Source organism: Desulfitibacter sp. BRH_c19 (assembly GCA_001515945.1).
Lineage (GTDB): Bacteria > Bacillota > DSM-16504 > Desulfitibacterales > Desulfitibacteraceae > Desulfitibacter.
The window spans coordinates 16,882-35,646 of record LOER01000032.1 but is presented as its reverse complement, the minus strand read 5'-3'; the positions used below and the strand labels follow the sequence as shown (position 1 = coordinate 35,646).

Genomic DNA, 18,765 nt, shown 5'->3' with positions numbered 1-18,765 from the left:
CTACAAAGTAAAATATGTAGATTTATAGTTCATTGACTTTGGAAGGGTGGTAACATAGTGACGAAACTACATTCATTGGTTGACTTACTTAAAAAGAATCTATATTTCGCAGAAGGCGTTACAGTTATTGAATTAACAAGGAGCATCCAACAAAAAATGCTACAAGATTATACTTTTCAGCAAGCTCAGAGCTTTGTGAACTCATGTTTGCATCAATGTGCTTGTTTCTATTCCTCTGATGGATATATATGGCATATGGACAAGCAAGGGTTAAGAGAGAATGATCAATTCTTTAATATGCTATTCAAACACCAGCGGGCCCTAAAGTTTTCTCCTACAAATTCTTCTGTAAAAAAAAGTCGTAAAAATACCAAGGTTATTTCACATCCTACTAACCTTAATTCCGATGGGCGATTCGTTCAATTGGAAAGTGGTAATTGGGGATTAACTGATTGGGAAGTCGATGTCAATGATTATCGATTAAGACACGTCTTAATCAAAGTATTACATAAGAACCCAGATGGCCTCACTTATGAGGAAATACAGGATAAGGTTGAAATTTATAAAAAAGCATTTCCCTCTGCGGTGCGTGATCTTTTACATAAGTATCCATATTTTGCTAAACAGGATGATAAATGGTTGTATCATCCTGAAGCTAGATCCGCCTATGATAAAACACTAGAGAAGTATCTCAAAACTCTACACAAACAGCAGCTTAAGCATTTTTCACAAAAAGTTAAACTTATAGATAAAATTAAAACACACGAAATACAACTTAGAGAAATTTGTGTAGCAAAAAAACAAATTGCTGCTTCTCTAGCCGAACGAAATAATAATGTGGAAGAATATGATCATCTAGTCCAAAGGTTTGCTGAAAAGGATTTATTACTTTCATTGAGAAAGCGCGAATTATATAGAGTTAAGGAAGAAATGCAAAAATCAGATAAAAAGGCAGATTCTATTTTATATCAGTGTAGGTTATGGCTGAATAGGACAAAGCTTAAAGAACAGGAAAATGAAAGCTTAATACAAGAACTAAATCAACTAAGGACAAATATAAGTGATTTAACCGAAAGAGAGAGGCAACATAGATACAAAACTGCGCAATTAAAAGATAAATATGTTACTGAGAAAGCAGAAATTACTAGAGAAAATGTCAACCTAAAACACCAATTAGATAAGATAATTGCTAAATCAAAAAAAGAGGAAAAAGAATTTAAAAATGAATTAGGAAAAATAACTGCTGACTTACGTAGGGTTATCCAAGAGAGTGAAGAAAGAAGATACTCAATGGAAATGATGGAACTAGAATTCCACGACCTTAGAAAGGAAAATAGAATCTTAAAAGGTATGACTAAACATCCTTTAGTACGTTTTAGCTTGAAAATAGTTGCACTTTTTAGACGGTAGTTGCTACCGTCTGTTTTTTATGCCACCAGTAGTCGTGCTTATTTTACATTAACTAAAATATACTTAACTTAATGTTTTTGTGAACATTATAGATATGCTAATGCTTAATGCAGGAAGAATGGTTAATATGTAGAATAACTCCATAATAAATCAATTGGAGGGATAAATAGTGAAAAAAGAGATATTATTTACTGATAAGGCTCCTAAAGCCATTGGTCCTTATTCACAAGCTATTAGGGTAGGTGGATTTCTGTTTACTTCTGGGCAAATTCCAATAAATCCAGTTACTGGGGATTTAGTTATTGCAGATATTCAAAAAGAAACAGTTCAGGTGCTAGAAAATTTAAAGGCTGTTGTAGAGGAGGCAGGTGCAACACTCAATGATGTTATTAAGACAACAATTTTTATCAAGGATATGGACCAATTTGCCTTGATAAATGAAACTTATGCAAAGTATTTTCCTGAAAATCCTCCTGCAAGATCCTGTGTTGAGGTGGCAAGACTACCAAAGGATGTTAATGTAGAAATAGAAGCTATCACTGCACTTAAGAGTTAAACCTTATTAAACAATTTTGACAGAAAATATTTTTCTTTTTCAGGAGGTTTTAATAAATTCCTGTGAAAAAGAATTAAAGTAAGTTTTTTTGTGGATAATATAGGAAAAACACAAAGGAGCCGTTTAACCATGGTACAAGGATTTAATGATAAAAACACTTTAAGGAAAAGACGTAATCCATTCTGGTTATCTGTTAGGGGAATTAACTTAGGAGCCTTAACTCAAAAACATGATTCATTGTGGGATGATGATGAAATCCCAAAAAAAAGTTAGTTATAAACGGCTGTTAGATATAGACACGAAAGGGGTGGTGTTTTTGGTTACGATAACTTTTCATGGCCATGCTTGTTTTGAGATTCAAGGAGTAAAGGGGAAGATAATTCTAGATCCTTTCTTAAAAGGCAATCCTCTAGCAAAGTTTGGGCCTAATGATATTCAAAATTTATCTGCCATATTGCTTACCCATGGTCATGGAGACCATTTAGGCGATACAATAGAAATAGCTTATAATAATAATGCCCAAGTCATTGCAACATATGAGCTGGCAAGCTATTTAGGAATGAAAGGAATAGATAATCATCCCATGCATATTGGGGGATCACACAGGTTTAATTGGGGATGGGTTAAGCTAGTGCAAGCGTTGCATGGATCTGGTTTAGTTGAAGAGAATAGTGTTCAGTATCTGGGTAATCCATGTGGATTCTTATTAGAAATCGATGGAACTATTCTCTACCATGCTGGCGATACAGGACTGTTTGGTGATATGAAAATTCTAAAAGATATGTTATCTGGAAAATCCATTGATATTGCACTATTACCTATTGGCGATAATTTTGTTATGGGTCCAGATGACGCTCTAACTTCGATACGTTGGATTGAGCCTAAAGCGGTTGTGCCAATGCATTATAATACATTTCCCATACTAGAGCAGGATGCAGCTAAATTTAAAGAAACAGTTGAAAAAGAAACTTCAACTGAAGTAATAATTATGGAACCAGGAGAAACTTTTCAAATAAAATAATAGTAGCTTGAAAAAGTGGGAAGTATTGTATCCATGTTGCATTTCGTTTAGTCATGAGGTAAAGGAGTTGTATAGTGTGGAAAGGATAGTTAAGTCAGTTACAAATTACTTGGATACAAAAGAAAAAGAATTAGAGTTTCTATTGAGTACCTTAGTAAACATTGATAGTGGCTCATACGATTATGGAGGTATTTCAAGAGTCATCCAAACCCTAGCGGTGAGCTTAAAAGAGATAGGCTTTAAGACTGAAATAAGTAAAACCTCTGAAACTCTAAATTTGGTGGCAAAGAAATATGGAACTGGGCAAAAAACCATTTTGCTGATAGGTCATGCAGATACTGTTTTTGAGAGAGGTACTGTCTTAAGCAGACCTTACAAAATTGAAGACAACAAAATATTTGGTCCAGGGATAGCTGATATGAAGGCTGGTCTTGTTACAATAATATATACTCTTAAAACTTTAGAAAACATCAAGTTTACTAATTATAAAGAATTTATAGTTGTAATAGGTGGCGATGAAGAAATTGGTTCTCCAACATCAAAGGAACTTTATGAAACAGAAGCTGCAAATGCTGATGCCTGTTTTGTATTTGAGCCAGGAAGAGTGGATGGTAGTCTGGTATCAGCACGTAAAGGCGTAGCTTCCTTTAAACTATCTTTCATTGGTAGCGCATCCCATGCAGGAGAATCTCCTGAAAAAGGAGCTAGTGCTATTAAGGAATTAGCACACAAAATTATAGCACTTGAAGCCCTAAATGATATTTATACTGGAGTTACAGTAACAATTGGAGTTATAAATGGTGGAACTCGTTCCAATATCATTCCGGATAAAGCAGAAGCTGAAATAGATGTGAGACTGCCTGATTTAAACACTGCTTATGAGGTCATTAATAAGATAAAGAGAATTACAGAGGAAGCTGTTGATTCTAGAGTACAAATAGTTTTAGAAGGTGGATTAAACAGACCCCCTATGATAAAAACTGAGGATACTGAAAGCCTCTTGAATAATGTGAGAGATGCTGGTTCTTTATTGGGAATGGAGATAAAGGATCAATCTACGGGAGGAGCCTCAGATGGTAACTTTGTAGCTGCTCTAGGTGTTCCTGTCCTAGATGGCATGGGCCCAACTGGAGGAAATTACCATCGAGCAGATGAATTTATATACAGGAACAGTTTATTACAAAAAACGAAACTTATGGCCCTATCACTATATAAATTAGGACTAGAATAAGACTTTAGAAAATAATAGAATAATTAAACAAATAAGGCGATGGCTTACACCATCGCCTTTAATAATATATATTTTCATATTGCATACTAGTCTACTTTGTAAAATAAAAAGGGTTTATTCTATTAAATACAGAAAACCTAAATAGTTATTAAAACCCATACAGAAAATTATTTTTTATAGAGGGAGGGTCTTATTTGGTTTGGTATAAAAATGAGTATTTTATAAGAAGGTTGCATTCACTTTCAGGAATATTTCCATTAGGAATATTTTTAATTGAACACACATTTGTAAACTCAACTGCGAGATATGGTTCAGAAGCGTATAATCTAACTGTATCATTATTACAAAGCTTACCCTTACTACTCTTTTTGGAAATGGCATTAATTGTAATACCTTTGTTATTTCATGCTTTATTTGGGATTTATATTGTATATCTTGCTAAAAACAATACTTTACAGTACACCTATTATAGAAACTGGGCCTTTTATTTACAAAGGATCACGGCCATCATTACATTCATCTTTGTTTTGTATCATGTATGGGCATTAAGAATAGGACATGCGATTTATGGATTTGAAATAAATTTTCAATCTGTAGGTAATCATTTTGCTAATCCAACTATTTTCTGGTTCTATGTAGTAGGAGTAATTGCAAGCATGTATCATTTTGGAAATGGTCTTACAACTTTTCTTATAAGCTGGGGTGTCACTACCGGCCCTCATTCCCAAAGATATGCTGCTTGGCTTGGTAACATAGTGTTCTTGGGACTAACTTTGGTGGGACTTGGTTCCCTCCTGGCATTTATTTAAAAGGGGTGAAATGATGAGTAAACACAAGGTAATCGTAGTCGGTGGAGGTTTAGCAGGATTAATGACAACTTTAAAGTTAGTTGAAAAAGGTATTCCTGTTGATTTATTCTCCCTGTGTCATGTTCGCAGATCTCACTCTCTTTGTGCTCAAGGTGGAATAAATGCGGCACTAGATACCAAGGGTGAGAAAGATTCAACCTGGGAGCATTTCGATGACACTATCTATGGGGGAGATTTTTTAGCAAATCAATCTCCTGTAAAGCAAATGTGTGATGAAGCTCCAGGGCTTATATATGCTATGGAAAGAATGGGTGTAGTATTTAGTAGAACCCAGGAAGGTTTATTAGACTTACGAATTTTTGGTGGCGTAAAAAAGAAGAGAACTGTATTTGCTGGTGCAACTACAGGGCAGCAGTTATTATACGGTCTTGATTCTCAGGTTAGAAGATACGAAGATAATGGACTAGTTAATAAATATGAAGGTTGGCAATTTTTATCAACCATTAAAGACAATGCAGGAATATGCCGAGGAATAGTAGCCCAGAATATGACCGACATGTCTATTCATACTTTTAAAGCCGATGCTGTTTGCCTTGCAACAGGGGGAGCAGGCATGATTTATGGTCGATCCACAAACTCAACTATATGCACAGGAAGTGCTGCTGGTGCAGTTTTTCAGCAGGGAGTTGAATACGCTAACGGAGAGTTTGTTCAGTTCCATCCTACTGCAATGCTAGGTGATGATAAATATCGTTTAATGTCCGAAGCCTCAAGAGGCGAGGGGGGACGTATCTGGACTTATAAAGATGGAAAACCATGGTACTTTTTAGAGGAATGGTATCCCGCTTATGGTAATTTAGTTCCTAGAGACATAGCTTCTCGAGCAATATATAAGGTATGTGTAGAAATGGGACTAGGCATTGATGGTAAACACCAGGTACACCTAGACTTAACTCACAGAGATGCTGAATTTTTGGAAACTAGACTAGGAGGCATTTTAGAAATCTATCGTAAATTTTCTGGGGATGATCCATGTTTAAAGCCTATGAAAATTTATCCTGCTCCTCATTATTTCATGGGTGGAATTCATGTTGATTGGAATCACATGACAAAGATACCAGGATTGTTTGCAGCTGGTGAATGCGATTATATGTATCATGGTGCCAATCGCTTAGGAGCAAACTCATTACTATCTGCCACATATAGTGGAACGGTGGCAGGACCAAAAATATTTGAGTATATAAATGGTCTCTCTAATACAAGTGAGGATATCGCTAGTAGTGAATTTGATGATGAAATAAAAAGGCAGCAAGAGCTTCACAATACGATTTCTAATATGCATGGCAAAGAAAACCCATATCTGTTTCATAATGAACTTGGAGATGTCATGAGTACAAATGTAGGTGTAGTTAGAACTAACTCAAAACTAAGTAAAGCAGTCGAACAGATATTGGAATTAAAGGAACGTTATAATAATATTAATGTTGTTGACAATTTACAGTGGGGTAATCAAACATCGTTCTTTGTACGTGACTTAGCTAATATGCTGGATCTAGCATTAGTTGTTGCAAAGGGTGCCTTAAATCGAAATGAAAGTAGAGGTTCCCATTATAAAGAAGAGTTTCCCGATAGAAATGATGAAGATTGGTTAAAAACTACAGTAGCCAGTTATAGTTCAAATGGTCCAATATTTAGATATGAAGATGTTGATACTTCTATTATTAAGCCCCGGCTAAGACGCTATGATGTGGCAAAGGAGGCAAGTAATAATGGCTGATTTCATTCATTTAAAAATAAAAAGACAAAATGGTCCAAATGAACAAAGCTACTATGAGGAGTTCTCTGTAAAGTATCGCCCTAACATGAATGTGGTATCTACTCTTATGGAAATAAGAAAGTATCCGGTAAATAAAGAAGGCAAAGAAACTACACCTGTTGTATGGGATTGTAACTGCCTAGAGGAAGTCTGTGGTGCATGCAGTATGATTATTAATGGCATTCCTAGACAAGCTTGTTCAGCACTAATAGATACATTAAAACAACCAATCGAACTTAAGCCATTAAGCAAATTTCCTGTTATTAGAGATTTATTGGTAAATAGAGATTCTATTCTAGAGAATTTTAAAAAAGTAAAAGCTTGGACCGAAATAGATGGTTCCTTTGATTTAGGTCCTGGTCCAAGGTTCGAAGAAGCAACAAGGGTAGAAGCATATAAGCTTTCTCTGTGTATGTCTTGTGGCTGCTGTCTAGAAGCCTGTCCTAATGTTAATACGAAATCTCAATTCATTGGTCCTGCTGCTTTAAGTCAGGTTAGATTATTTAACCAAATGCCGCTAGGACAAATGACTAAGGCAAAAAGATTAGAGTCGATAATGACAGCGGGTGGCTTAGCAGACTGCGGTAATTCACAAAACTGTGTTCAGGTTTGCCCAAAAGAGATTCCTTTAACCTCGTCAATAGCCAGATTAAATAGAGATACTATTCTTCATTCCTTGGATAAATGGTTTAAGAAGTAAAAGGCGCAGTTCATCTAAATGGTTTTGAGTACAAAAAAGCACCAAGTAGGTGCTTTTTTGTATAAAAACTTTGTTGGTTTTTGGATAATATGGTACACTATTTTAGATAACCTAGTTTACGGTGGTGACAAGTTTTTTGTTAAAATTTGATTTATTTGAAGATATACGAGATGACTTATATATAGTAGAAAAGGAAATTGAGAAATTCGTCCAAACCCCTAGTGCTTTATTGACTGAAACAAGCAGTCATCTTTTACTTGCAGGTGGCAAACGACTTAGGCCAGCCTTTGCACTACTCGCTGGAAAGTTTCATAATTATTCATTAGCAAAGCTTCTTCCTTTAGCTATAGCTTTAGAGACCATTCATATGGCAACCCTAGTTCATGATGATGTAGTCGATGCTTCATTGACCCGCAGAGGTAAGCCTACTGTAAAAGCACAATGGGGAGATAGAATTTCTTTACATACAGGTGATTATTTATTTAGTAAATCGCTAGTTTTGATCTCTGAATATAGTGATAAAAGAATATCCTCTGTTCTTGCTAAAGTAAGTGTGCAGATGTGTCAAGGTGAAATTCAGCAATTGGCTACTGCATATAGTATAGATCAAACTATCCGTGATTACTTTTATAAAATAAATAGAAAAACAGCCTTGTTGATTTCTGCAAGTTGTCAGTTAGGAGCCATTGCAGTAGGTGCACCTGATTCCTTGGTTAAAAGTCTCTCTAAATACGGTCATTTTTTGGGAATGGCATTTCAGATTACCGATGATATTTTAGATATGACTGCTGATGAGTTGGAATTGGGAAAACCAATTGGTAGTGATATAAGACAGGGTATAATAACACTTCCAGCAATTCAAGCTTTAAAAAAACATGGACATCAAAGTAGATTGGCCGAACTTCTTCAGAAAAAAGAAAAAACAGAAGAAGAGATTCAGGAAGCAATTGAACTAATTAAGCATACTGGAGGCATTGAATATTCCTTTTCAATTGCAAGAAAATATCTTGAAAAAGCAAAAAAGGAATTGAATAACCTACCCCCAGTTAGTTGTAGAGAAACTTTTGAAATGATGGCCGACTTCATATATGCAAGGAGTTACTAAGAGTAAATTTGCCATGTCTGTTAATACTAAGATAAATTGATTATTGTTGTTAAAGGGTGAAAAAAATGTCTACAAATTTATATACAATAAATGTTAATTTAAAAGGTCGTAAATGTTTAGTTGTTGGTGCAGGTAATATAAGCGAAAGAAAGATTCAGTCTCTATTAGAGTGTGCAGCAAATGTATCAGTAGTTAGTCCTAAATTTAAAACTAGTATTCTCGCATTACAAGGACATCCAAACTTAACACTCATTACTCGTCCTTTTGAAGAAAGCGATCTTAATGGCATGTTCCTGGTAATAAGTGCTACAAATGATAGAGAGTTGAATTCTAAAATAGGTACTATATGTAACAATAAGAATATATTAATTAATGTAGTAGACAAACCCGAGATTTGTAGTTTTTTTGTGCCTTCAATCCTTAGAAGAGGTGACCTTTCAATATCAATTTCTACAGGAGGAAAGAGCCCAACTCTTGCCTCTAAAATCAAACAGGATTTATCAAACCAATACGGCAATGAATATGAAAGATATGTAAATATCTTGGGTGAAATTAGAGAAAGGATTAAAACAGAGGTAAAGGACCCAGTAAAAAGGAAAGATATTTTAAATAATTTAATGGAAATAAATTTATATGAGCTCATAAAGCTACATGAGGATGGGTTGATAAAGGAGAGGATTCATAAATGTATATCCTTATAGTAGGTCTTAATCATAGAACAGCCCCTGTAGAAATCAGGGAAAAACTTACTTTTACCAAGTCACAGCTTCCCAAAGCTTTAAACGAACTTAATTCTAAAAAAGATATTACTGGTTGTATTATACTAGCAACCTGTAATAGAACAGAAATTTATGTTACGGTACATGATGTAGAAAAAGGGCTAAGTGGTATCAAGGATTTTATTGCCTCTTACTGTGATTTTAATAAAAATGATCTTAGACAATACCTATATATCAAAAGCCTTTATGATGGTGTGCGTCATCTTTTTAGAGTTGTGTCTGGTTTAGACTCCATGATTTTGGGAGAAACTCAGATACTTGGGCAAATTAAAGACGCTTATGACGATGCTTTAAACAATAAGGCAACTAATAACATACTTAATTCTTTGTTTCAACAAGCTATATCGGTTGGTAAGAGAGTCAGAACACAAACACAGATCGACCAAAATGCGGTTTCTGTGAGCTATGTAGCAGTTGAACTTGCCAAACAGATTTTTGATAAATTGTCTGAAAGAACAGTTTTGGTTCTTGGAGCAGGAGAAATGAGCCGCTTGACTGCAAGACACCTTTTAGCCAATGGCGTTTCTACAATAATGGTATCTAATAGATCATTTGATAGAGCAGTAGATATGGCTGAAGAATTTAAAGGTAAGGCAGTTAAATTCGATGACTTATTTACTTATATGGTTGAGGCAGATATTGTTATAAGCGCTACTGCAGCACGCCATTACATAATTAATCAAAAAGACATTATTTCAGTAATGCAAAAAAGACAGAATAAAACCCTTCTTTTAATTGATATCGCAGTTCCCAGAGATATTGACCCTTCGGTAAGCAATATAGAAGCTGTCAAATTATTTGATATTGATGCAATGAAAAATGTAGTTGATAAAAATTTAGAAGAAAGAAAACGTAAAGCATTAGTAGCTGAGGAGATTATTGAAGAAGAATTGGATGATTTCTTTAATTGGCTAAATTCATTGTTTGTTGTTCCTACTATTGTTGCTTTACAGAGAAAAGCAGAAGAAATAAAATATAAAGAGCTTGAAAAAGCCTGTAACAGATTAGGTGGATTCACAGAAAGACAAGAAAAAGTAATTGGAAGTATGGTTAACTCTATAATAAAGCAGCTTATTCATGATCCTATAATCAACCTCAAAGAACAAGCATCATCAGGTCAAGGACATTTATATTCTGAGATTTGCCAAAACCTCTTTAATCTAGAAATAGTCGGTCAAAAAGCTGTTGAACCAATCAACTGCAATGGAAGCAACATTAAATATGAAAAAGATGGTGATGAAGTTGAAGAAAGAGATTATTTTAGGAACCAGGGACAGTCAGCTAGCTGTATGGCAAACGAATTGGGTACTAGAAAGGTTAAAGGAGCTCAATCCTGATAGAAAGTTTTCTTTGAAGTATATTAAGACACAGGGAGATAAAATTCTCGATGTCGCTTTGTCTAAAATCGGTGATAAAGGTCTATTTACAAAAGAATTAGAAGTTGCTCTTCTACAAGGTGAGATTGACTTGGCTGTTCACAGCTTAAAAGATATACCTACACAATTACCAGATGGCTGTATAATAGGTTGTGTTACAAAGCGTGAAAACTCTCAGGATGTTCTAATTTCACCAAGTGGTTATTCCTTAAAAACTCTTCCTATACGTGCAAAAATTGGCACCAGTAGTTTAAGACGTAGATCTCAAATATTATACTATAGAAATGATCTTGTTTTAGAAGACCTACGAGGTAATTTAAACACAAGGTTACGTAAAATGGTTGAGGAAGATTTTGCTGCTATTGTTTTGGCAGCTGCAGGTGTTATTCGTATGGGTTGGGAGGATAAGATAAGTGAATATATTCCATTTGAAATATCACTACCTGCTGTTGGACAGGGTTCCCTTGGTATAGAAATCCGCAAAGATGATCCCGACACACAACATGTAATATCTGGATTACACCATGAACCTTCATCATACGAAGTATTAGCAGAAAGATCCCTATTAGAATTTCTTGAAGGAGGGTGCCAGATTCCAATTGGAGCACTAGGAAAAGTTGATGGTGATTCAATTTCTTTAGAAGCTATGGTAGCTAGCTTAGATGGTAGCATCCTAATTAGAGAAAAGATTATTGGTAGCACTAGTTTGAGTAGAGATTTAGGAATTCAGTTGGCTAAACGTTTATTATCTAAAGGGGCAGGGGAAATTCTAAAACAAGTAAGACAGGAGACTGATTCATGTGAAAAATAATAGATCTTATGTATATTTAGTTGGTGCTGGGCCAGGAGATCCAGGACTTATAACTGTAAAGGGTATGGCATGTATAAAAAAAGCAGATGTCATAGTATATGATAGGCTTGTTAATTCTAGATTGCTGGAGTATGCATCAAAAGATGCCGAATTAATTTATGTTGGTAAATCTCCAGATAGACACACTCTCCGCCAAGAAGAAATTAATAGTTTATTAGTAGCTAAAGCTAGCGAAAATAAAATTGTCACTCGATTAAAGGGAGGAGATCCCTTTGTTTTTGGTAGAGGTGGGGAAGAGGCACTTGAATTAGTAAATAATAATATTTCTTTTGAAATAGTACCAGGAATAACCTCAGCAATTGCAGTTCCTGCATATGCTGGCATTCCAGTAACCCACAGGGGCTTAACCTCAAATCTAGCATTCATTACAGGTAATGAAGATCCTACAAAAGAAGATACTGATATTGATTGGCAAAAAATAAGTACCGGAATTGGCACCCTTGTATTTTTAATGGGTATGGCAAATCTACCAAAAATTGTTCAAAAACTAATTGAAAATGGAAGATTACCTGAGACACCTGTGGCCTTAATTCGCTGGGGGACTCTTCCGGAACAAACAACAATAACTTCTACATTAAAGGATATTGTAAACAAGGCTGAAGAAAGTAAGTTTAAAAATCCCGCAATAATAATAGTTGGTGAGGTTGTTTCTTTGCGAGATGAGTTAAGTTGGGTAGAAAAAAGGCCTCTATGGGGACAGAGAGTGTTGGTAACCCGTTCACGAAATCAAGCTAGTGTTTTTTCTGAAATGATTAACGATCTTGGTGGTGAACCAATAGAATTTCCCACAATAGATATTGTCCCACCAGATGACTATACCCCTTTAGATATGGCTATAACTAGAGTAACTGAATTTGATTGGATTATTTTTACTAGTGTCAATGCAGTACAATCCTTTTATGAAAGATTACTTCTAAATAAAATGGATTTTCGTCAATTAAACGGCATAAGGATCTGTGCTATTGGACCTAAAACAAAGGAAGCATTAGAGAATTATGGTCTACTTGTAGATTATGTGCCAGGAGAGTATCGAGCAGAAGCTATAATTGAAAAAATGCAGAGTGAAAATTTAAATGGGAAAAAGATTCTACTTCCTAGGGCAGATATAGCGCGCAAAATCTTACCCGAATCACTTAAATCATTAGGGGCAGATGTGGAGGAAGTTGTTGCATATAAGACAGTAAATGGAGATGGAAAAGTAGACGAAGTTAGGAATTTACTAATAAATAATAAAATTACTATAATCACATTTACAAGCTCATCAACAGTAAAAAACTTTGTGAGTATGTTTAATAAAGATGAATTACCTAAGCTTCTTCAAGGTGTAAAACTGGCCTCAATTGGACCTATTACAACAAACACAGCAGTTGAACTAGGACTTGATATAACCGTAGAAGCATCAGAATATACCCTAGATGGACTTTTACAAGCAATTCTAGTATCATAAATTCAGGTGTTGAAAACTATTTAGGAAGGGAGGATTTCCTCCTATGATAAGTGTAACTAAATTGCTATTAAATAGCGAATACTATGGAGATAAATTAAGATATGTAAATGAAGCAAGGGGAACTCAACATGGAACAACCCATGGCATGGGCCCTGTTGTTGTATGGAATTGTACTAAAACCTGTAATTTAAATTGTATTCATTGCTACTCTTCATCTGATAATAAGAAATACGATGGTGAACTAACTACAGTTGATGCGAAAAAATTTATCGATGATTTAGCAGATTTTAATGTTCCTGTCATACTCTTTTCTGGTGGAGAACCTCTTGTTCGTGCAGATTTATTAGAACTCGCTGCCTATGCAAAGAGCAAGGGTATTCGTTCTACTATTTCTACAAACGGAACTCTTATAACACCAGAAATTGCACAAAGAATTAAAGATATAGGTATTAGCTATGTAGGTATTAGCCTTGACGGAATAGGTGACAACAATGACCGCTTCAGGGGTCAAAAAGGTGCCTTTGAAAAGGCCTTGCAAGGAATACGGAATTGTATTTCTGTGGGGCAAAAAGTAGGCTTGCGCTTCACTATTAATAGACATAACTTTATGGAATTAGATAATATTTTTAAGCTTGTAGAAAAAGAAAATATACCACGCATCTGCTTTTATCATTTAGTATATTCTGGAAGAGCTAATGAAATGATTAAGGAAGACATTAGTCATGAAGAAACTAGACAGGTTATGGATAAGATAATCTACTGGACAAATGATTTTCATAAAAGGGGAATTCCAAAAGAGATTTTAACAGTAGATAATCATTGTGATGGGATATATATTTATGAAACTTTAAAAAACAAAGATACAGAACATGCCCAACGTGTTTTAGAGTTATTAGAAACAAACGGTGGAAATCGCTCCGGAATAGCAATTGGGCAGGTAGACATGTATGGCAATGTTCATTCTGACCAATTCACACAGAATCATACTTTTGGAAATATTAAAGAAAGAAAGTTTACGGATATTTGGACCGATGAATCTCATCATATTCTGGGTGGTTTAAAAAATAGAAAGTCTCTATTAAAGGGTAGATGTGGGATTTGTTCAAAGGTTAACATGTGTAATGGAAACTTTAGAGCACGTGCTGAGGCAGTAACAGGAGACTTTTGGGAAACTGATCCTGCCTGCTATTTGACTGATGAAGAAATAGGATTACATGCATAATAGTGTTTAAGTTAAATAATCTTGATAAAGGGGGGAATCTAATTTGTTCCCAACAATTAGACCTCGTCGGTTAAGAGAAAATTCAGTACTCCGAAAAATGATAAGGGAGACTTCATTATCTGTAAATGAATTGATATTGCCTGTTTTTGTAACTCATGGGAATAAGATAAAGAATCCTATCAAATCTATGCCTGGGATATTCCAATTTTCCATTGATGAACTTTTAAGAGAAGTAGGGGATGCCACAGAATTAGGAATTCTTTCTGTAATTATTTTTGGAATTCCTACTTCAAAAGACCCAAAAGGGTTAGAGGCTTATGCAGAAGAAGGAATAGTTCAACAGGCAGTATTATCTTTAAAAAAAGAGTTTCCTAATTTACTAGTTATTACTGATGTCTGTATGTGTGAATTTACAGACCATGGCCACTGCGGTATTGTTAACCAAGGAAAAATTTTAAATGACCCCACCTTAAGCTATCTTGCCAAAATTGCTCTATCACATTGCCAAGCAGGTGCTGACATAGTTGCTCCTTCTGATATGATGGATGGCAGAGTATCTGCTATACGTAAAGAACTAGATGTTAATGGTTTTGAAACAATACCCATAATGTCCTATGCTGCAAAATATGCTTCAAAGTTCTATGGTCCATTTAGAGATGCTGCCGGATCAACCCCTCAATTTGGAGACAGACAAAGTTATCAAATGGATCCAGCCAATAGCAGAGAAGCAATCAAAGAAGTAGAATTGGATATATTAGAAGGAGCAGATATCGTAATGGTTAAACCTGCTCTTGCTTATATGGACATTATTAAAAGTGTTAAAGATAGTTTTAACTACCCAGTAGGTGCGTATAATGTTAGTGGTGAGTATTCCATGGTAAAAGCTGCTGCTGCCCATGGATGGATAGACGAGAAAGGTGTTGTGCTAGAGACACTATTAGGAATGAAAAGGGCTGGCGCCTATATTATTTTGACTTATCACGCAAAGGATGTGGCCCGTTGGTTAAAAGAAATATAGTGAGGGAGGAAGCAAAATAATGATAGTTTCTTGGAATTCTACAAATCAATGTAATATGTTTTGCGACCACTGCTATAGAGATGCTGGTGCAAAAGCAGATAGCGAGTTGTCAACCCAAGAGGCAAGGAAAATGCTTGATGAGATAGCCCAAGCTGGGTTTAAGATTATGATTTTTAGTGGTGGAGAGCCCCTTTTGAGAAATGATATTGTGGAATTAGTACAACATGCCTCCAGCCTCGGTTTACGTCCGGTTTTTGGAACTAATGGTTCACTTCTTACAAAAGACTTAGCTAAACAATTAAAAGATGCTGGTGCTATGGGCATTGGTATCAGCCTTGATAGTATGGATCCTGAAAAGCATGATAAGCTTCGCAAATATAAAGGTGCATGGAAAGAAGCAGTAAGAGGTATGGAAATCTGTAAAGAAGTAGGCTTGCGATTTCAAATTCATACAACTGTTATGGATTGGAATAAAGATGAAATAGTAAATTTAACTGATTTTGCAGTAAAGATTGGAGCAATGGCACATCATATTTTCTTCCTGGTTCCTACAGGTAGAGGAGCAAATATTGAACAGGAAAGCCTCAGAGCTAAAGAATATGAGGATCTATTAAATAAAATTCAAGATAAATCGGAAAAAGTAGAGATCGAAATAAAACCTACATGTGCTCCCCAATTTATGAGAATAGCTAAACAAAGAGGTCAAAAGGTGAGATTCGGAAGAGGATGCCTAGCAGGTACATCCTATTGCATCATTGGCCCCAGGGGAGATATACAGCCTTGTGCCTATCTTAATATTCCAATAGGTAATGTAAAGGAAAAACCTTTTAATCTCATATGGGAGGAAAGTGACGTTTTCAAGGAGCTACGTACCATGGATTATGAGGGAGGTTGCGGAGTTTGTGATTTTAAAAAGATTTGTGGTGGCTGCCGTGCAAGAGCATATTATTATCATGGAAGCTACATGGCAGAGGAACCCTGGTGTTTATACCATGGGAGGACTGGTTTATAATGGATAATGTTGATCAAAAAATACTAGAGATTATTCAGGATAGTTTTCCCATATCGTCAGAGCCATACAAGGACCTGGCGATAAGTGTAGGCATATCTGAAGAAGAAGTACTACAAAGGATAAGTAGCCTCCAAGATATGGGAATCATTCGCAGACTGGGAGCGATATTTGATTCACGTAAATTAGGCTATAAAAGTACATTATGTGCTATGAAGGTTCCAAAAGATAAGATTTCTAAAGTTGCTAAGCTAGTTAATGCATATCCTGGTGTAACCCATAACTATCTTCGAGAACATAAGTATAATATGTGGTTTACTTTAATTGCTCCATCGACAGATCATATTGATAATATCTGTAGTGAGATTATGGAGTTAAGTGGGATACAGGATTTACTGCAGCTTCCTGCTAAAAGATTTTTCAAGATTAATGTAAAGTTTTCTGTGAAAGGTGTAGGCAAATGATTACAAAAGAAGACGTTAGTATTATAAGAGAGCTTCAGAAAGACCTTCCCCTTGTTAGTAGACCCTATAATGAAGTTGCTCAAAAGTTAGGAATTACTGAGGAAGAACTTTTAAAAAAAATTAGATTCATGAAGAAAGAAGGCTATATACGTAGGATTGGTGCAGCTTTAAGGCACAGAGAAATGGGTATAGAAGCTAATGCAATGATTGTTTGGAAGGTTCCCGAGAAAGATTGTGAAAGGGTAGGCAATGAAATTGCCTCCTTCCCTGAGGTAACCCATTGTTATCAAAGACCTACCAGCAAGGACTGGCATTTTAATATTTTTGCTATGATACATTTTCCTACAAGGGAAGAATGTGAACAAATGGCAAATAAGATTTCAAATTTAGTAGGCGATTATCCTTATCAACTATTTTTTAGTACAGAAGAACTGAAGAAGATAAGTATGAAATATTTTTTAGAATAGTCTTGTTGATTGTTATATAATTAAAAGATTAAATTATAAAGGGGTTATAAAATGCTTAATTTGTCCCGTTCAAAGGAAATGTTTGCTGAAGCACAAAAGTATATCCCAGGAGGCGTTAATAGTCCAGTCCGTGCTTTTAAATCTGTAAGAATGGATCCTCCTTTTATTGCCAGAGGAAATGGTCCTTACATATTTGATGAAGACGGCAATAGTTATATCGACTATGTAGCTTCCTGGGGACCTTTAATTTTAGGGCATTGTCATCCTGAAGTAAGTAGTGCACTAAAAGACTGTTTGGAAACAGGCACAAGCTTTGGAGCTCCTACAGAGCTTGAGACAAAAATGGCTAAGCTAGTTACTGAATGTGTGCCATCAATTGAAATGGTAAGAATGGTTAATTCAGGTACTGAAGCAACAATGAGTGCTCTAAGATTGGCTAGAGGCTATACAGGCAGAGATAAGATAGTTAAATTTGAAGGCTGTTATCATGGCCATGCTGATTTTCTATTAATAAAAGCTGGCTCCGGAGCTCTAACACATGGGGTACCAACCAGTCCAGGTGTTCCAAGTAATACTGCTCAAAACACCATTACGGCCCCTTTTAATGATTTAGAAACTTTGGAAAAGATATTTTCTCAAGAAGGTGAAAATATTGCTGCCGTCATTCTAGAGCCAATTCCCGGAAATATGGGATGCATTCCCCCTGTAGATGGATATTTACAAGGCGTTCGAAAGATTACTGAACAATATGGTGCTTTGTTAATATTTGACGAGGTAATGACAGGCTTTAGGGTAGCTCTAGGGGGTGCACAATCCATTTACAAGATAACTCCAGATCTTACTTGCTTAGGAAAGATTATTGGCGGAGGTTTACCTGTGGGTGCATATGGTGGAAAGAAGGAAATTATGGAATATGTATCTCCTGTAGGACCAGTTTACCAGGCAGGAACTCTATCTGGAAACCCGTTAGCTATGACAGCGGGATATACCACTTTAAAAATACTTCAAAATAAAAATGTATATGATAAATTAGAGGAAAAGAGCGCTAAGCTTGCTGCAGGAATGAAGGGTGCTGCCCAATCAGCAGGTGCTGAGGTATACTTCACACGGGTAGGAAGCATGTTTTCAGCATTTTTTACAGGAGAAAAAGTTACTGATTTTCAAAGTGCAGCAACATCCAATATTGACAAGTTTGTGGCATACTTTAGAACCCTTCTTGAGGAGGGAGTATATGTAGCCCCTTCTCAGTTTGAAGCAGGGTTCATGTCGTATGTTCATGAAGATAAGAATATTGAAAAAACCATTGAAGCAGCATTTAAGGCTTTTAAAGCTGTAGCAAATTCATAGAACAACTAAAAACATAATAATTTACATAGGTTTGTTATAATTATACTATCAATGGAAATAATAGAAAGGCACACTCACTTCTTCATAGACCTCCTTGAGCTAAAGGACCCGGGATTA

The 18,765-nt window shown here is 35.6% G+C and carries 17 protein-coding genes and 1 pseudogene; all 18 read left to right on the top strand.

The window, feature by feature from the left end:
• The first annotated feature begins 57 nt into the window (after positions 1 to 57).
• The 18 genes and pseudogenes from APF76_07290 to APF76_07205 all read left to right on the top strand — a co-directional run bounded on the left by APF76_07290 (position 58) and on the right by APF76_07205 (position 18,648).
• Positions 58 to 1,410, top strand: a complete 1,353-nt coding sequence (locus tag APF76_07290; GenBank protein KUO50455.1) for a hypothetical protein — start codon at positions 58 to 60, stop codon at positions 1,408 to 1,410.
• A 169-nt stretch (positions 1,411 to 1,579) separates the two neighbouring features.
• The gene (locus tag APF76_07285; GenBank protein KUO50454.1) at positions 1,580 to 1,966 is read left to right on the top strand and encodes a hypothetical protein; all 387 of its coding nucleotides are present in this window, start codon (positions 1,580 to 1,582) and stop codon (positions 1,964 to 1,966) included.
• Positions 1,967 to 2,282: 316 nt separating this feature from the next.
• Positions 2,283 to 2,987 carry a metal-dependent hydrolase gene (locus APF76_07280; protein KUO50453.1) on the top strand — a complete coding sequence of 235 codons (705 nt, stop codon included), beginning with the start codon at positions 2,283 to 2,285 and terminating at the stop codon, positions 2,985 to 2,987.
• 109 nt (positions 2,988 to 3,096) lie between these two features.
• On the top strand, positions 3,097 to 4,218 hold the full coding sequence (locus APF76_07275) for a hypothetical protein (GenBank protein KUO50651.1): 1,122 nt from the start codon (positions 3,097 to 3,099) through the stop codon (positions 4,216 to 4,218).
• Between the two features lie 176 nt (positions 4,219 to 4,394).
• Positions 4,395 to 5,027 carry a succinate dehydrogenase gene (locus APF76_07270; GenBank protein KUO50452.1) on the top strand — a complete coding sequence of 211 codons (633 nt, stop codon included), beginning with the start codon at positions 4,395 to 4,397 and terminating at the stop codon, positions 5,025 to 5,027.
• A gap of 13 nt (positions 5,028 to 5,040) precedes the next feature.
• Positions 5,041 to 6,804 (top strand): succinate dehydrogenase, encoded by a 1,764-nt coding sequence (gene sdhA, locus APF76_07265; protein ID KUO50451.1) that lies wholly within the window; start codon positions 5,041 to 5,043, stop codon positions 6,802 to 6,804.
• Positions 6,797 to 7,543, top strand: a complete 747-nt coding sequence (sdhB, locus tag APF76_07260; protein KUO50450.1) for a succinate dehydrogenase — start codon at positions 6,797 to 6,799, stop codon at positions 7,541 to 7,543. Before sdhA ends, sdhB begins: the two co-directional genes overlap by 8 nt.
• A gap of 136 nt (positions 7,544 to 7,679) precedes the next feature.
• Positions 7,680 to 8,648 (top strand): heptaprenyl diphosphate synthase, encoded by a 969-nt coding sequence (locus APF76_07255; GenBank protein ID KUO50449.1) that lies wholly within the window; start codon positions 7,680 to 7,682, stop codon positions 8,646 to 8,648.
• A 65-nt stretch (positions 8,649 to 8,713) separates the two neighbouring features.
• Positions 8,714 to 9,349, top strand: a complete 636-nt coding sequence (locus tag APF76_07250; GenBank protein ID KUO50448.1) for a hypothetical protein — start codon at positions 8,714 to 8,716, stop codon at positions 9,347 to 9,349.
• Positions 9,334 to 10,608, top strand: a pseudogene (locus APF76_07245). Before APF76_07250 ends, APF76_07245 begins: the two are co-directional and overlap by 16 nt.
• A 61-nt stretch (positions 10,609 to 10,669) precedes the next feature.
• Positions 10,670 to 11,614, top strand: a complete 945-nt coding sequence (locus APF76_07240; protein ID KUO50447.1) for a hydroxymethylbilane synthase — start codon at positions 10,670 to 10,672, stop codon at positions 11,612 to 11,614.
• The gene (locus APF76_07235) at positions 11,604 to 13,121 is read left to right on the top strand and encodes a HemD protein (protein ID KUO50446.1); all 1,518 of its coding nucleotides are present in this window, start codon (positions 11,604 to 11,606) and stop codon (positions 13,119 to 13,121) included. Before APF76_07240 ends, APF76_07235 begins: the two co-directional genes overlap by 11 nt.
• A 43-nt stretch (positions 13,122 to 13,164) precedes the next feature.
• Positions 13,165 to 14,343 (top strand): radical SAM protein, encoded by a 1,179-nt coding sequence (locus APF76_07230; GenBank protein KUO50445.1) that lies wholly within the window; start codon positions 13,165 to 13,167, stop codon positions 14,341 to 14,343.
• A gap of 97 nt (positions 14,344 to 14,440) precedes the next feature.
• Positions 14,441 to 15,361, top strand: coding sequence for a delta-aminolevulinic acid dehydratase (locus tag APF76_07225; protein ID KUO50650.1), 921 nt, complete (start codon positions 14,441 to 14,443; stop codon positions 15,359 to 15,361).
• Positions 15,362 to 15,380: 19 nt separating this feature from the next.
• Positions 15,381 to 16,373, top strand: a complete 993-nt coding sequence (locus APF76_07220; GenBank protein KUO50444.1) for a radical SAM protein — start codon at positions 15,381 to 15,383, stop codon at positions 16,371 to 16,373.
• Positions 16,373 to 16,834 carry a transcriptional regulator gene (locus tag APF76_07215; GenBank protein ID KUO50443.1) on the top strand — a complete coding sequence of 154 codons (462 nt, stop codon included), beginning with the start codon at positions 16,373 to 16,375 and terminating at the stop codon, positions 16,832 to 16,834. Before APF76_07220 ends, APF76_07215 begins: the two co-directional genes overlap by 1 nt.
• Positions 16,831 to 17,301, top strand: coding sequence for a transcriptional regulator (locus APF76_07210; GenBank protein KUO50442.1), 471 nt, complete (start codon positions 16,831 to 16,833; stop codon positions 17,299 to 17,301). Before APF76_07215 ends, APF76_07210 begins: the two co-directional genes overlap by 4 nt.
• Before the next feature lie 51 nt (positions 17,302 to 17,352).
• On the top strand, positions 17,353 to 18,648 hold the full coding sequence (locus APF76_07205) for a glutamate-1-semialdehyde aminotransferase (protein ID KUO50441.1): 1,296 nt from the start codon (positions 17,353 to 17,355) through the stop codon (positions 18,646 to 18,648).
• Positions 18,649 to 18,765: the final 117 nt, after the last annotated feature.